This window comes from Sphingomonas gellani, assembly GCF_900110035.1.
Taxonomy (GTDB): domain Bacteria; phylum Pseudomonadota; class Alphaproteobacteria; order Sphingomonadales; family Sphingomonadaceae; genus Sphingomonas; species Sphingomonas gellani.
On sequence record NZ_FOCF01000001.1, the window covers coordinates 281,672 to 296,154 of the forward strand.

Annotated in this window: 12 protein-coding genes; 8 read left to right on the top strand and 4 right to left on the bottom strand. The window is 65.0% G+C overall.

The window, feature by feature from the left end; all coding sequences use genetic code 11:
* Positions 1-41 precede the first annotated feature (41 nt).
* From BMX37_RS01500 to mmsB, 5 genes are all read left to right on the top strand, one after another.
* Positions 42-545: a hypothetical protein gene (locus BMX37_RS01500; protein ID WP_139197928.1), complete on the top strand. Its 504-nt coding sequence runs from the start codon at positions 42-44 to the stop codon at positions 543-545.
* The gene (locus BMX37_RS01505; RefSeq protein WP_093663703.1) at positions 542-1,699 is read left to right on the top strand and encodes an acyl-CoA dehydrogenase family protein; all 1,158 of its coding nucleotides are present in this window, start codon (positions 542-544) and stop codon (positions 1,697-1,699) included. The genes BMX37_RS01500 and BMX37_RS01505 overlap by 4 nt, the downstream gene beginning before the upstream one ends.
* Positions 1,696-2,775, top strand: a complete 1,080-nt coding sequence (locus tag BMX37_RS01510; protein WP_093663704.1) for an enoyl-CoA hydratase/isomerase family protein — start codon at positions 1,696-1,698, stop codon at positions 2,773-2,775. Before BMX37_RS01505 ends, BMX37_RS01510 begins: the two co-directional genes overlap by 4 nt.
* A complete protein-coding gene (locus tag BMX37_RS01515; protein WP_093663705.1) occupies positions 2,772-3,545 on the top strand; it encodes an enoyl-CoA hydratase in 774 nt (257 codons plus the stop codon). Before BMX37_RS01510 ends, BMX37_RS01515 begins: the two co-directional genes overlap by 4 nt.
* Positions 3,546-3,655: 110 nt before the next feature.
* The gene (mmsB, locus tag BMX37_RS01520) at positions 3,656-4,600 is read left to right on the top strand and encodes a 3-hydroxyisobutyrate dehydrogenase (protein WP_425288420.1); all 945 of its coding nucleotides are present in this window, start codon (positions 3,656-3,658) and stop codon (positions 4,598-4,600) included.
* 105 nt (positions 4,601-4,705) lie between these two features.
* On the opposite strand, the gene BMX37_RS01525 is transcribed toward mmsB, so the two are convergent.
* Complete coding sequence (locus BMX37_RS01525) at positions 4,706-5,308, bottom strand: L,D-transpeptidase family protein (RefSeq protein ID WP_093663707.1); 603 nt, start codon at positions 5,306-5,308, stop codon at positions 4,706-4,708.
* 206 nt (positions 5,309-5,514) lie between these two features.
* Here BMX37_RS01525 and BMX37_RS01530 point away from each other — a divergent pair, with 206 nt between their 5' ends.
* The 3 genes from BMX37_RS01530 (at position 5,515) to alr (ending at position 8,946) form a co-directional block, all read left to right on the top strand.
* Positions 5,515-6,213, top strand: coding sequence for a murein L,D-transpeptidase catalytic domain family protein (locus BMX37_RS01530; RefSeq protein WP_093663708.1), 699 nt, complete (start codon positions 5,515-5,517; stop codon positions 6,211-6,213).
* Between the two features lie 71 nt (positions 6,214-6,284).
* Complete coding sequence (locus BMX37_RS01535; RefSeq protein WP_244501334.1) at positions 6,285-7,889, top strand: MFS transporter; 1,605 nt, start codon at positions 6,285-6,287, stop codon at positions 7,887-7,889.
* Positions 7,890-7,908: 19 nt separating this feature from the next.
* A complete protein-coding gene (gene alr, locus BMX37_RS01540) occupies positions 7,909-8,946 on the top strand; it encodes an alanine racemase (protein ID WP_093664219.1) in 1,038 nt (345 codons plus the stop codon).
* A 135-nt stretch (positions 8,947-9,081) separates the two neighbouring features.
* Here alr and BMX37_RS01545 read toward each other — a convergent pair whose 3' ends face one another.
* The 3 genes from BMX37_RS01545 to BMX37_RS01555 all read right to left on the bottom strand — a co-directional run bounded on the left by BMX37_RS01545 (position 9,082) and on the right by BMX37_RS01555 (position 14,482).
* Positions 9,082-12,033, bottom strand: a complete 2,952-nt coding sequence (locus tag BMX37_RS01545) for a TonB-dependent receptor domain-containing protein (RefSeq protein ID WP_093663709.1) — start codon at positions 12,031-12,033, stop codon at positions 9,082-9,084.
* Between the two features lie 182 nt (positions 12,034-12,215).
* Complete coding sequence (locus tag BMX37_RS01550; protein WP_093663710.1) at positions 12,216-13,388, bottom strand: acetyl-CoA C-acetyltransferase; 1,173 nt, start codon at positions 13,386-13,388, stop codon at positions 12,216-12,218.
* A gap of 29 nt (positions 13,389-13,417) precedes the next feature.
* On the bottom strand, positions 13,418-14,482 hold the full coding sequence (locus BMX37_RS01555; protein WP_244501335.1) for an alpha/beta fold hydrolase: 1,065 nt from the start codon (positions 14,480-14,482) through the stop codon (positions 13,418-13,420).
* Between the last annotated feature and the right edge of the window lies 1 nt (position 14,483).

The window sequence follows — 14,483 nt, forward strand, 5'->3', positions numbered from 1 at the left end:
ACGCGCCGACACCCGGTGACGGGGGTAGAGGAGATGAAGGGATGAGGACAGGACCGGCGATGCTGGCATGCGTCCCGTTGGCGCTGGCGCTGGCGGGCTGTGGCCGCGATCCCGAGGGGCAGGGCGGCAACAATTTCACCTCCGCCGCCACCGTGCAGGAAGCGCCGGACGAGAACCTGTTGCAGGATCCGCAGAACCATGTGGTGCCGATCGATGCCCCGGCCGCGACCGCTGTGGCGGACTTTCCCGCGCCGTTCCTGGGCCGCTGGGGCATGGGGGCGAACGACTGCGATCCCAAGCGCGACGACGCGAAGGGGCTGATGGTGGTGGAGCCCCGCTTGCTGCGCTTCTACAAATCGCGGGCAAAGCTGATATCGGCGAAGGCCACGCACCCGGACACGCTCGACGCGCGCCTGTCCTTCTCCGGCGAGGGTCAGGAATGGACCGCGGACCAGACGCTGACCTTGCTGGACGGCGGCAAGACGCTGGTCAAGGCAGAGGGCAAGGCCGGCGCGACCGAGCGGTACGAGCGGTGCCCGGCATGACGCAGGCCGACGCGAACCAGTTCGACCTGACCGACGACCAGCGCGAGATCCAGGACCTGGCGCGCCGCTTCACCGCCGACCGCATCACGCCGAACGCCGCCGAATGGGACGAGAAGCACATCTTCCCCCGCGATGTCATCAAGGAGGCGGCGGCGCTGGGGTTCGCCGCCATCTACGTCAGCGAAGAGTCGGGCGGCATCGCGCTCGGCCGACTGGAGGCGGCGCTGATCATGGAGGCGATGGCCTATGGTTGTCCCTCCACCTCCGCGTTCATCTCCATCCACAACATGGCGTCGTGGATGATCGACCGTTTCGGGGCACAGGCGGTCAAGGACAAGTATCTGCCCAGCCTGGTCACCATGGACCGACTGGCCAGCTATTGCCTGACGGAGCCGTCGTCCGGGTCCGACGCGGCGGCGTTGAAGACGCGCGCCGTGCGCGACGGCGACGACTGGCTGGTTTCGGGATCAAAGCAGTTCATCTCCGGCGGTGGCGAGAACGAGGTCTACGTCACCATGGTCCGCACGGGGGAGGAGGGGCCTAAAGGCATTTCCTGCCTGGTGATCGAAAAGGACATGCCCGGCGTCAGCTTCGGCGCGAACGAGCGCAAGCTGGGCTGGCACTCGCAGCCGACGCGGCAGGTGACGTTCGACAATGTCCGCGTGCCCGCGGAGAACCTGGTCGGCGGGCTGGGTGAGGGCTTCCGCATCGCGATGACCGGGCTGGACGGGGGGCGGCTGAACATTGGCGCCTGCTCGCTGGGCGGGGCGCAGCGATGCCTGGACGAGGCGATCCGCTACACCAAGGATCGCCAGCAGTTCGGACGCGCGCTGGCCGAGTTCCAGAACACGCAGTTCACGATCGCGGACATGGCGACGGAGCTGGAGGCGGCACGCGTGCTGCTCTACGCGGCGGCGGCTAAGGTGTCGGCGAATGCGCCGGACAAGACGCGGTTCGCCGCCATGGCGAAGCGGCTGGCGACCGACACGGGATCGTCGGTGGTCGATCGCGCGCTGCAACTGCATGGCGGTTACGGATATCTGATGGATTACCCGATCGAGCGGTTCTGGCGCGACCTGCGCGTGCATTCGATTCTGGAAGGGACCAACCAGGTCATGCGGATGATCGTGGGACGGGAGTTGTTGCGGCCATGACCGGTGCCTTCCCCGGAGAAATCGTGACGGAGGTAGAGGGCCGGGTCGGTCGCATCCGCCTGAACCGCCCGCGTCAACTGCACGCGCTGAACACCGCGATGTGCGACGCCATGCTGCGGGCGCTGGACGATTGGGCGAACGATCCGGAGGTGGAGGCGGTGGCGATCGACCATCTGGCCTCGCCCGACGGCGACCCGAAGCTGTCGCGCGGATTCTGCGCGGGCGGCGACATCCGCATGCTGGCCGACAGCGGCGCGGCGGACGGCGTGGCGGCACGGGCGTTCTTCTTCACCGAATATCGGCTGAACCACCGGCTGTTCACTTATGCCAAGCCGACGGTCGCCTTCATGGACGGCATCACCATGGGCGGCGGCGTGGGTATCAGCCAGCCTTGCCGGTTCCGCGTTGCGACGCAGAACACACGCTTCGCCATGCCCGAAACGGCGATCGGGCTGTTTCCGGACGTCGGTGGCGGCTGGTATCTGTCGCGCCTGCCGGGGCGGATCGGACGCTATCTGGCGCTGACCGGTCACCGGCTGGACGGCGGCGAACTGATGGCGCTGGGGCTGGCGACGCATTTCATCTCCTCCCAGCGGCTGGACGAGGCGAAGGCCGCGATCCTGACCGACCCGCAGGGGATCGAGGCGGCTTTGGATGCACTGGCTGAGCCTGTGCCGGCCGCCGACATCCTGACGCACAGCGATGCGATCGACCGGCTGTTCGCGTCCGACACGCTGGAGGATGTGTTCGCCGCGCTGGAAGCGGACGGTGGTCCATTCGCGACAGAGACGCTGGCGACGCTGCGCACCAAGTCGCCGCAGGCGATGAAGGTCAGCCTGAAGCTGTTGCTGGAATCGGAGACGATCGGCACGTTCGAAGACGAGATGCGGATGGAATATGCCGTCGCCAGCCGCGTTGTGCAGCGCCATGATTTCGCGGAGGGCGTGCGCGCGGTGATCGTCGACAAGGACAATGCGCCCCGATGGAGCGCGGCGAGCCCCGACGCGGTCAGCGATCACCTGATCGACCAGATTTTCGCACCCCTGCCCGACGCAGATGCCTGGAGCCCCGCATGAGCTACGAAACCCTTCTGGTGGAGCGCCGCGACGCCGTCACGCTGGTGACGCTGAACCGGCCGGAGGCGCTGAACGCCCTCAACAGCCGGCTGTTGACGGAACTGCTCGACGTGATGGCGGCGTTCGATCGCGATCCCGAGCAGCGATGCGCGGTCATCACGGGATCGGCCAAGGCGTTCGCCGCGGGCGCCGACATCAAGGAGATGCAGGCGCAGGGCTTTGCCGACATGTACGCCGACGATTTCTTCGGCGGCTGGGATCGTTTCACCCGGACGCGCAAGCCGGTAATCGCGGCGGTCGCGGGCTACGCCCTGGGCGGCGGCTGCGAGTTGGCGATGATGTGCGACTTCATCCTGGCGGCCGACACGGCGAAGTTCGGTCAGCCGGAGATCAAGCTCGGCGTGTCGCCCGGCATGGGCGGCTCGCAGCGTCTGACGCGCGCGGTCGGCAAGGCCAAGGCGATGGAAATGGTTCTGACCGGCCGCATGATCGACGCCGCCGAGGCGGAACGTGCCGGGCTGGTCAGTCGCATCGTTCCCGCCGACGATCTGGTGGACGAGGCGATGAAGACCGCCGCGACGATCGCCGGCATGGCCCCGCTGGCGGCGCAGGCGAACAAGGAAATGGTCAACGCCGCGTTCGAAAGCGGGCTGGCGCAGGGCGTCCAGTTCGAGCGGCGTCTGTTCCACGCCCTGTTCGGCACGCAGGACCAGAAGGAAGGCATGAGCGCCTTTGTCGACAAACGCCCGGGCAAGTGGTCGGGACGGTAAACAGATTGGGGATGGTGGTCGCCGGCGGCCCGACCTGCAGGCTGACCAACATTCCTGCGCCGCGCTAAACGCGCGATCATCGGTCGGGTCGCGGTCGGCAGCGGGCACAGATGCCGTGCCGGTTGCGGCTCCGCTTTATTGGAGAGGTTGGCATGGCGCGCATCGCATTCATCGGTCTGGGCAACATGGGCGGCGGCATGGCGGCGAACCTGGCCAAGGCCGGCCACGACGTGCGTGCGTTCGACCTGTCGGCGGAGGCGCTGGAACGCGCCGTGTCAGCCGGCTGTCTGGCCGCCGGTACCGCCGTGGAAGCGGTGGAGAGGGCGGAGGCGGTTGTGACGATGCTTCCTGCCGGGACCCATGTGGAGTCCATCTATGCCGACGCGGCCATCCCCGGCGCGGCGCCCGGCGCGGTGCTGATCGATTGTTCCACCATTGATGTCGCCACCGCGCGCAGGGTGGCGGGCGCCGCCGTCGCCAAGGGGCTGCTGGCTGTGGACGCGCCGGTGTCGGGCGGCATCGCGGCGGCGGCGGCGGGTACGCTGACGTTCATGGTCGGCGGTTCCCAACAGGCATTCGCCCAGGCGGAACCCGTGCTGGCGGCGATGGGGAAGGCGGTGATCCACGCCGGCCCGAGCGGAGCGGGGCAGGGAGCGAAGATCTGCAACAACATGCTGCTCGGCGCCACCATGGTTGCGACCTGCGAGGCGTTCGCGTTGGCTGAGGCCCTGGGCCTCGACCTCCAGACCTTCTACGACATCAGCTCCGTGTCGTCGGGGCAGAGCTGGTCGATGACCAGTTACTGCCCCGTGGCGCGTGTCGGTCCGGATACGCCAGCCGATCATGACTATGCGGGCGGTTTCGCCGCGGCACTGATGCTCAAGGACCTGCGCCTGGCGATGCAGGCGGCCGAAGCGAGCGGCGCGTCTACACCCATGGGTGAGCGCGCGACGGAACTGTATGAGCGGCTCGTGTCTGGGGGGCAGGGTGGCCGCGATTTCTCGATCATCGGCCGAACACTGCGTCAGGATGCCGAAGGCCGGAGCGCGTCCTGAACCTGGGAGGTGCGGGCAACAGTCAAAGCAGCGGCCGTGGGATGGCCGCTGCTTCCAAGCGAAAGTGGAAATCGCGATCGGGGAGGTCCTGATCCTACGGGGCGCTTAGCGCTCGATCGACGCAAGCTGCGTCGCGTTCGCCTTCGCCGTCTCGGCGGCTGCACGTGCCTCGACATCGGCCGGGACGAGTGGCTCGCCGCTTTCGCTGCCGTCCACAGAGGCGTCGGTCACCTCGACCGTCGTGCCGACCTGCGTGATCGCAAACAGACGCTTGGCGAAGGCGGTCGGCACCCGGATGCAGCCATGAGAGGCGGGAAAGCCGGGATTCGCACCGGCGTGGATAGCGATGCCGTCCCACGTCAGGCGCTGCATGAAGGGCATCGACGCGGAATTGTAGAGGTTGGAACGGTGCTTCTCGTTCTTCTGCAGGATCGGGTAGACGCCGACCGGGGTTTCCTTGCCCTCTTTCCCCGTCGAAACGGTGGAGGCAGCAACCAGAGCGGAATCCCTGTAGACATAGGCACGCTGATCGGCGATGCTCACCACGATCCTGATGTTGCCCGCCTGGACATCATCGCGCCAGACATAGGCGTTGGGGGTCAGCGTTGCCGCCATTTCGGTGGTCAGCGCTCCGCTGTCTGCCGCCTGTACAGATGATGCCGCCAACGCGGACGCCAGCAGCGTCGTGGCGATCATGAACCCCTTCATGGTTTCGCTCCGTGATACTCAAGACTCGAAAGCTCAACGCAGCAGGTGCGGAAAAGATGCCGCCGTTCGTTGCGACGAAGCGCCTCGGAACTGCGCCGAAACTTGTGAATTGGCGTGCAACCATCGGCAAAGCTTACAGAAATTAACCGTCGGATAGGCTATATCCGTTCGCATGGTGCCCATCCGGGGCTTTGCTGAGGATTAGCATGAACAAGTTTCTGGGCGCGGAGCGCGAGCGGCGTGCGGTCATCAAGAACGGCCTGGTTCTCGCCGGTGCGCTTGCAGTTCCCGGCGCGGTGTCCGCTGCCGGGCGAGCTCAGCTGGAAGGCATGAAGCTGCCAATGCCTGCTGGTCGTCCCGCCACGGTGCCTGCCGCGCCCATCGTCAACTCGCGCGCCGTGCGTCCTGACCTGATGCGTCGTGCGCTCGCCGCGCTGGATCGGCAGGGCGGCCGGGTCGGTCGGCGCGATCGCATCGCGATTGCCGATTTCGCGGCTCCGTCATCGCAGAAGCGGTTCCACCTGGTCGATCTGGTCGACGGCTCGACGACCTCGTTCCTGGTCGCGCATGGCAGCGGGTCCGATCCGTCGCACAGCGGGTGGCTGTCGCGCTTCTCGAACCAGCCCGGCTCCAACGCCTCTTGCGAGGGCGCGTTCGTCACCGACGATTATTATGTCGGCAAGCATGGGCGCTCGCAGCGCCTGGTCGGCCTCGATCCGACGAACAACAATGCGCTCAGCCGTGCCATCGTCGTCCATGCGGCGTGGTACTCCAATCCCGATATGTTGAAGACGCACGGGATGCTGGGGCGCAGCCAGGGCTGCTTCGCCGTGGGTGACGCCGACCTGCCGCGCGTGTTCGACCGACTGGGTCCGGGCCGCATGATCTTCGCCACGAAGGCGTGACCTGACGCGGCTGACGCTTGCCCTCCCCATCGGCCGCGCTACGCTGCGTAGGCCAGGGGAGGGTCAGGGTCGTGACGTCGGATACATCTCTAGCCACTCCCGCGCCTGCGGAACGGGACCCTTCGCCGGCGGATATCCGGCGCGTCATCGCCGCGTCCGCACTTGGCACGGTGTTCGAGTGGTACGACTTCTTCATCTACGGCACGCTGGCTGCGTCGGGAATAATCGGGCGGGCGTTCTTCCCCGCCAGCAACGAGCTGGTCCAGACGCTTCTCGCATGGGCCGGGTTCGCGGTCGGGTTCGGGTTCCGGCCGCTGGGCGCGGTGATCTTCGGCTATCTGGGCGATCGTCTCGGGCGCAAATACACGTTCCTGGTCACGATCACGCTGATGGGCGTCGCGACCGCCGGCGTCGGCTTCATTCCGTCGGCGGCGACGATCGGCTTCGCCGCGCCGGTGCTGGTGCTGCTGTTGCGGATCGCGCAGGGGCTGGCGCTGGGCGGCGAGTACGGCGGAGCGGCGATCTACGTGGCCGAGCATTCACCGAAGGGGAAGAGCGGTTTCTACACCAGCTTCATCCAGGCCGGCGTGGTGGGCGGCTTCATCCTTAGCCTGCTGGTCGTGCTGGTCATCAAAGGCGCGCTGCCCGCCGTGACATGGAGCGAGTGGGGATGGCGCCTGCCCTTCCTGTTTTCCACGGTGCTGCTCGCCGTGTCGCTCTGGATGCGGCTGAAGCTGTCGGAGAGCCCGGTGTTCGTCGCGATGCGCGATCAGGGCGAACGGTGCCGCAATCCGGTGCTGGCCAGCTTTCGCTATCCGGGAAACGTCCGGCGGATGCTGGTGGTACTGTTCGGCATCGCCGCAGGCCTGACGGTGATTTGGTACACGGCGATGTTCACTGTCCTGTCGTTCCTGCAAACCACCATGCGGGTCGAGGAGACCACGGCTCAGCTGATCGTCGGCGCAGGCGCGCTGTTCGGGCTGGGCTGGTTCATCTTGTTCGGCCGCTTGTCCGATCGTATCGGGCGCAAGGCGCCGATCGTGACCGGTTATGCCCTGACGCTGGTGCTGTTGTTCCCGATCTTCTGGATCATCGCGGCGGCCGCCAACCCCGGCCTGTCGCGCGCGGCGGTCGACGCACCGGTCGTGATCTCCGGCCCGCATTGCGCTTATAGCCCATTCGCGCGCGAACAGGGCGACAAGTGTGGGCAACTGCTCGATTATTTCAGCAAGAAGGGCATCGCCTATGTCAAGGCGACCAGCCCGGCCACGGTGGTGACGATCGACGATGAGCCACAGGCGGACCTGTCCCCGGCGGCGCTGGATGCGGCCTTGACGCGGGCCGGATATCGGCTGGATCCGGTTCGTCCGTCCGCTGGTAACATCGCGATCATCATGCTCGCGATCCTGATGCTGGGGGCGTTGTCCGGCGTCACCTACGGCCCCGTCGCCGCGCTGTTGTCGGAGATGTTTCCGCCGGAGATCCGCTACTCGTCGCTGTCGATCCCGTATCATGTCGGCACGGGATACTTCGGCGGATTTCTGCCGTTCATCAGCCAGTATATCGTGGCGCGGACCGGCGATCCGTTCGCAGGCCTCTGGTACACGATGGCCGTGGTCGCGATCGCGCTGGTGGTCACCGTGATCGGGTTGCGGGAACCGGCGCGCGGGGCGTAAACGCGCGCGGGTGATCGACATACCACCCGCTCCCCACCGCCTGCGCCTGGACGGCGAGGCCCTTTGCCACAATTGGCGCGCGCTGGACCGGATGAGCGGCACGGCGGCAACAGGCGCGGCCGTGAAGGCGGACGGTTATGGGCTTGGCGCGGTGGAGGTTGCGCGTCGGCTCGCGGCGGTGGGGTGTCGCGACTTCTTTGTCTCGACTTGGGCGGAGGCCGCGGCCCTTGCGCCGTTGTGCCTGCCTGTCGCGGTCCTGCATGGCGTACGCGAAGAGGACATGGACATCGCGCTGTCCGGCATCGCCAAGCCGGTGCTGAACACGGCCGGGCAGATCGCCCGCTGGCGGCAGGCGGGCGGCGGCGTCTGCGACGTTATGGTCGATACGGGCATGAACCGGCTGGGTGTCGCACCGGAGGAGGTGGGCGCGGGGCTGTTGGACGGGCTGGCCCTCGACACGCTGCACAGCCACCTCGCTTGTGCTGATGAGCCGGAGAGCGCGCATAACGAGAGGCAGCGTGCGGCTTTCTCGTCCTTGCGAGGACGTACCACGGCGCGGCGGATGAGCCTTGCCAACTCGGCAGGGACCGCACTGGGGGAGCCGTACCACTTCGATCTGGTCCGGCCCGGCTTGGCCCTGTACGGTGGGGAGCCATGCTCAGCCTTTGCCGGTCGCTTAAGACAGGTAGCAGCCCTCGAGGCGCAGGTGCTGCAGCGTCGGCGTGTCGGAGCAGGCGAAACGGTCGGCTACAATGCGAAGTGGACGGCCCCGGCCGGCACTGCAGTCGCCATCATCAACATCGGATATGCCGACGGCTACTTCCGTGCCTTTTCGAATTGTGGGCATGCCTGGTTCCGCGACGCGCAGCTACAGGTGGTCGGGCGGGTGTCGATGGATTTGGTAGCGCTGAGTGCAGCAACTATCCCATCGTTGCAGGAAGGAGACTGGGTCGTACTAGACTTCGAAATCCCGATCGCATCGCGCGTGTCGCGCATATCTCAATACGAGCTACTGACGAGTTTAGGGGCACGGTTGCAGCGCCGCTGGAATATATAGCCCGCAGTAAAGCTTCCTGATGGGTCTTGTATAATCGAGCTCCTAACCCCGTGATCAAGGGCGCGTGAGCATTGCTGGATAAAAAAAGGGGGAGGAGCGATGCCCCTCCCCAGTTTAGACGCAGATCAGTCCTAATTAGAACGCCACCTTCACACCCATGGTGTAGCGACGTCCATAAAGGTCGAAGTCAGCGGCCGTTTCAAGCCCGGTGGGAGTCCCAAACGGCGCACCTGGCAAGTACTGAGGCTTCTTGTCGAGAACGTTGTCGACGTTGACATAGAAGGAAAAGCGCTTGTCGATATCCCAACGCAACTGCGCGTTATGGAGCCAGTAATCCTTCACGTTGTTCAGTGCCTGCACAGCAGGATCGTTGCTGGCAAAGTTGAGCGTGTAAGGACCCCCGCTGAGGAACTGGGTCTGCCAGCTAAAGCTTACATCATCCAGGGAGTAAGTTGCACGAACATTGAACCGATCACGCGAGAAGCCATACCCAAAGGTCCCAGCGTAGTCGACGGCCTCATCCGATGGATCCCCCTGCGTGATGTAGTGGAACAAATGCGTATAGCGGAAATCAAGCGCCAGAGAGTCCGGCCCCAATAGATTAAGGTCACGGTTGTAGCGCAACACAAAATCGATACCACTCGTCTTGTATGTGGAGGTATTGATAAGTTGACCATCGACACGAGTTACGAACCCGGTTGTGGCACTGCGATAAACGTTATCGCAGTACACCGGTGCACCCGTCAGCAAGCACTGCTGGATGCTCCGAGACCGCCCAATCGTCGAAATCGCATCCTCAATCTTGATATTATAGTAGTCCGCAGTGAACAAAAGGCCCGGGATGTACGCCGGCGTGTAAGTAACGCCGAGAGTGTAGGTCTTGCCCGTCTCTTCCTTCAGTGCAGTGTTGCCCCCCGTGAACCCATTGATCGATTGGAGGTCCGAAAGCGAGTACTGGAACGTGCCGTTCGGATTGGCGGCGAAGAATGCACCGATAGGCGCGATCCTGCGGCAAGCCACTGCCGTAGCCGAACTATCGCTGGCAGTTATGCCGTCGCAGGGGTCTGCCACAGCTGCAAAGGTTTCCGACGGAGTGCTGAACAGTTCCGATGTGTTCGGCGCCCGATTCGCAACCGCATAGTTGCCGCGGAAGCGAAGTCCCTTCAGCACCTCCCATTCAGCACCCGCGTTCCAACTGAAGACGTGCCCAATCGTGGAGTAATCCGAATAACGAGCGGCGCCATTCAGGCCGAAATAGCGCGTGAACGACATATCCCTTAGAAGCGGGATGCTCAACTCGCCAAAGACTTCCTTGACGTCAAAGCTGCCAACCAAGTCAGAAACCTGGTTGCCAGAATTCTGGCCAGTGTTGGTCAGAATATCGAGGTCATCATTCGTCTTCTCTTTGCGGTACTCACCGCCGATGACGGCTTGAACGTCTCCTGCCCACAGTGACGCGAGCGGCCCGCCGATCGACGCCGTAACAACATGCTCAGTGTTGCGGATGTCTTCGGATTTCGGAACGACGGCCTGCACGTAACTGGCGGCCCTCGGATCAACAGTGTTGTAACCGAAGAGGTTCAGCGGAATGCAGCCCTGCGCGCGTGCTGCGACATCACGGCAGATGATGTCCGTTCCCACGACGTTACCCGGACCCACCCTGATGGCATTGAGCGCGTTGGCGTAACGGGTAATGTCGACGTCCTCCGTCGAGTTGAAGTCCCGCAGATGGCCAAAGACGTAGGTCGCATCCCAGTTAAACTTACCAAGATCGCCCTTCAGGCCAGTGGCGACGCGCCACGTGTCGCGTGATACTCGGTTGCTACGATCGAAAATACCGTTGCTGCGGCGGCGAAAGCCGATCGTGCTCACGTCGTTGTCGGGATTGGCGTCCGAGTTCGCTGCAGCGATAGCCGCTGCAACACTGGCCGGAATGAATGGATTGTCGATTCCAATCCCGTCTACACCGATATCTGCATTTCCAAGAGCAGAAGGTTCAAGCGATGCGTTTGACTTGACGTGACTGTATGTCGCCTCGACAAACGCTGTCACCGAGTCGGACACCTTGTAGTTAGCGACGCCCGACACGAGTTGGCGTTCAACTGGGGTCGATATATAACGATCGTTGTTGCGGTTGTAGCCGTATCCGACGGGGAATCCGTTAACTACGCTGTTGTCCGGATTGAACGTAAAAATACTGTTGCGGCCCGGCAGGATCGCCCGAGCGGTCAGATCGTCGCCTCCCAGCAGCTGAAATCGCCCTTGAGCAGCGTATGTCGAATAGGACGCAGGGCCGCAGATCAGATTTGCGCAGTCCTGAGCTGAGATGGACCTGTTACGAGAGAACAGGCCGTTGTCCTTGTCCCAGGTATAATTCACCATCACGTTCCCGCGGTCATCATGACCAAGGGCCGTGCCAGCAGTCACGCTCACCATGTGATTGGTGCCATCGCCGCGCTCGGTCACCCCGTTCTGCGCGCGGACAGTAATTCCGTCGATATGATCTCGAAGTACGTAGTTGATGACGCCCGCAACGGCGTCGGATCCGTACACGGCGGAGTTACCGCCCGTCACTACGTCAATGCGCTCGACGAAATCGGTCGGAATATTGTTGGTGTCTACCGAAGAGTCGCCAGCAAAGCCGCCAATGAAACGCCGACCATTGACCAGGGTCAGAGTCCGCGAACTACCCAACGCGCGCAGATCAAGCGCCGAGATGCCCGTGCCCGAGGTCAGGAAGTTCGTGTTGGTGCGCGTGGAGCCAAGACCAACAGACGGAAGCTGACGAAGGATATCACCGACGTTGCTCAAACCTGTAGCCTGAATCTCCCGGTCGTTGACGACAGTCACTGGCACCGCCGAGTCGGCTTCGGTGCGGCGAATGCGAGAGCCGGTGACCACAACTTCACCGCCACCATCCTGCTCGTCCGAAGCGGTTTGTGTAGGGGAGGCCTCCGCAGGAGCGGTGCCGACGTCCTGCGACCCTGCGGTCGTCTGAGGATCAGATGCAGTCTGCGCCCATGCGGCCGGGCTGAGGAAAAGCGTGGTCGCGAGCGCGGTCGCGCTGGCAAGGCGATTCAGATTCATGAGGTACCCCTGTTTACGGCATCTTTACCTGCCACAGAGGCTGCAATTCCAATCCTGTTCATGCAACGGAAAGAATGAACGTCTGTTCATTTTACCGACGAGTGTTACCGTAATGCTACAGGGTCGTCCGCTAACTTGCTACGCAATCTGAGCCACTTACCAAGTTGGCTCGGGCTAGTGTGTTACCGCTCAACACACATGGCGACGCCCATGCCGCCGCCGACGCACAGTGTCGCCAAGCCCTTCTTCACGTCCCGGCGACCCATTTCGTGCAGCAGGGTGGTCAGCACGCGCGCGCCGCTGGCGCCGATCGGATGGCCGATGGAGACCGCGCCGCCGTTGACGTTGACGCGGTCAGCGTCCCAGCCGAGTTCGCGGCCGACGGCCAGCGCCTGCGCGGCGAAGGCTTCGTTAGCCTCGATCAGGTCGAGGTCGCCCATGCTCCAGCCTGCCTTCTCCAGCGCGCGGCGCGTGGCGGGGACGGGGCCGATGCCCATGATGGCGGGATCGACACCGGCGGAGGCCCAGCTCGCGATGCGGGCCAGCACGGGGGCGCCGCGGCGTTCGGCATCCTCGCGGCGCATCAATATCAAGGCCGCGGCGCCGTCGTTCAGGCCGGAGGAGTTGCCGGCCGTCACCGTGCCGTCCTTGCGGAAGGCGGCGCGCAGCCCGGCGAGGCTCGCGACCGCCACGCCCTCCCGGATGAACTCGTCGCGATCGTGGACCACGTCGCCCTTGCGCCCCTTCACGGTGACGGGGGCAATTTCCGCCTGGAAGCGGCCGGCGGCGCGGGCGGCCTCCGCCTTGTTCTGGCTGGCGCAGGCAAAGGTGTCCTGCTCCTCACGGGTGAGCGCATATTGCTCGGCAAGGTTCTCCGCCGTGACTCCCATATGATAGCCGTTGAAGACATCGGTCAGACCGTCGCGGATCATGGTGTCGATCAGCTCCAGCGAGCCCATCTTCTGACCACCGCGCAGCACCTGGGCGTGTGGGGACAACGACATGGACTCCTGACCCCCCGCGACGACGATATCGGCGTCGCCGGTGCGCAGCATCTGGGCGGCGAGCGCAACGGCACGCAGGCCCGACCCGCAGACCTGGTTGACGCCCCATGCCGGCACCTCCTTGGGAATGCCGGCGGCCATCGACGCCTGCCGCGCCGGGTTCTGACCCTGTGCGGCGGTCAGCACCTGGCCCAGGATCACCTCCGACACCTCGTCCCCGGCAACGCCCGCGTCGGCCAATGCCGCCTCGATCGCGACGCGGCCCAGCTCGTGCGCGGGGGTCGTGGCGAAGGCGCCGAGGAAGCTGCCGACCGGGGTGCGCCGGGCGGCGGTGATGACGATGTCGGTCATGGTCGCGGGTCCTCGAAAAATTCTGGCACTCACCTAACGTGCGGGAGCGACGCGATCCAGTCGGCGAGTGGCTGCCACAGCGCCGCCTCCGCGCGACGCCCGACCATCATGCCGACATGGCCGGCGGCGATGTCGCGGCGTTGCCACCCGTCCAGCGCGGTCGCTGAGGGCACGATGCGATCGGTCAGGGAGACGAATTGGATCGTCGGGCACGCCAGACGAACCGGATCGACGATGCCTTCGCCGACACGCCAATCAAGCTGGCCAGTGGCATCCTCGCCGACCAAGCGCTCGAACAGTTCGCGGGCGGCGGACAGGGTGAGGGGGGCGCCGGCGTTTGCCCAATCCTCCAGTTGCACGAAGGACCGTGCGTCGTCGCTGCCGGGATCGAGTGTGCCGAAGCGTTCGAACTTCGCGATGGTGCCGGCGGGATCGAGTTGCCAAAAGCCGGCCTGCAGCACCTCCATCGGCGCAAGGCCCAGCGTCGCGCACGCCGGCTCCACCGCCCGCCATCCCGCCAGCATATCGTCGCGGGCAGCGCCGTAGCCGGCGAAGCGCCACGGCGCGGCGATCGTGGCGCATCCGGCCACCTCAGCCGCGCTTGCTGCCCCAATCGCCAGCGTGCCGCCCAGGCAATAGCCGACCAGCACCGGCGGCACCTCCAGCCGCGCGATCAGGGGCAGCAGCAGCTGTTCGACATGGCCGGCGAGGTCGACCTCCCGGTCGAGCGGTTCGGGGGTGCCCCAATCCAGCAACAGGACGTGGTGTCCGCGATCGGCCAGCCAACGCGCGAGCGAGCGGCCGGAGCCGTGGTCGAGAATGGATGCAGGGTTGATGAGCGAGGGCACCAGGATCACCGGGCGCCCGGCACCGCCCGCGTCACGCAGGCGCGCCCGGCCGCGCCGGTGTCGGATCGGCAAAGCGGGGTGAGCGCGCCTGCGGGGCGCGTGCTGGAACATCGCCAGCCCTCGCAAGGCGGCGGCCCTACGCTCCGCCGATCCCGCCGTCTCACGATAGAGCATGTCGAGGAACAGGGGCAGCGGCCGCGGTCCATGTTGCGGCGCGGCAGGCGAGGGTGTAGCCTTTCGAGTCATG

What these genes read in the sequence shown, in the direction of transcription:
- BMX37_RS01500 (WP_139197928.1), top strand. Translation starts at nt 42, where the DNA reads ATGAGGACAGGACCGGCGATGCTGGCATGCGTCCCGTTGGCGCTGGCG.
- BMX37_RS01505 (WP_093663703.1), top strand. Translation starts at nt 542, where the DNA reads ATGACGCAGGCCGACGCGAACCAGTTCGACCTGACCGACGACCAGCGC.
- BMX37_RS01510 (WP_093663704.1), top strand. Translation starts at nt 1,696, where the DNA reads ATGACCGGTGCCTTCCCCGGAGAAATCGTGACGGAGGTAGAGGGCCGG.
- BMX37_RS01515 (WP_093663705.1), top strand. Translation starts at nt 2,772, where the DNA reads ATGAGCTACGAAACCCTTCTGGTGGAGCGCCGCGACGCCGTCACGCTG.
- mmsB (WP_425288420.1), top strand. Translation starts at nt 3,656, where the DNA reads ATGCCGTGCCGGTTGCGGCTCCGCTTTATTGGAGAGGTTGGCATGGCG.
- BMX37_RS01525 (WP_093663707.1), bottom strand. Translation starts at nt 5,308, where the DNA reads ATGAAGGGGTTCATGATCGCCACGACGCTGCTGGCGTCCGCGTTGGCG.
- BMX37_RS01530 (WP_093663708.1), top strand. Translation starts at nt 5,515, where the DNA reads ATGAACAAGTTTCTGGGCGCGGAGCGCGAGCGGCGTGCGGTCATCAAG.
- BMX37_RS01545 (WP_093663709.1), bottom strand. Translation starts at nt 12,033, where the DNA reads ATGAATCTGAATCGCCTTGCCAGCGCGACCGCGCTCGCGACCACGCTT.
- BMX37_RS01550 (WP_093663710.1), bottom strand. Translation starts at nt 13,388, where the DNA reads ATGACCGACATCGTCATCACCGCCGCCCGGCGCACCCCGGTCGGCAGC.
- BMX37_RS01555 (WP_244501335.1), bottom strand. Translation starts at nt 14,482, where the DNA reads ATGACTCGAAAGGCTACACCCTCGCCTGCCGCGCCGCAACATGGACCG.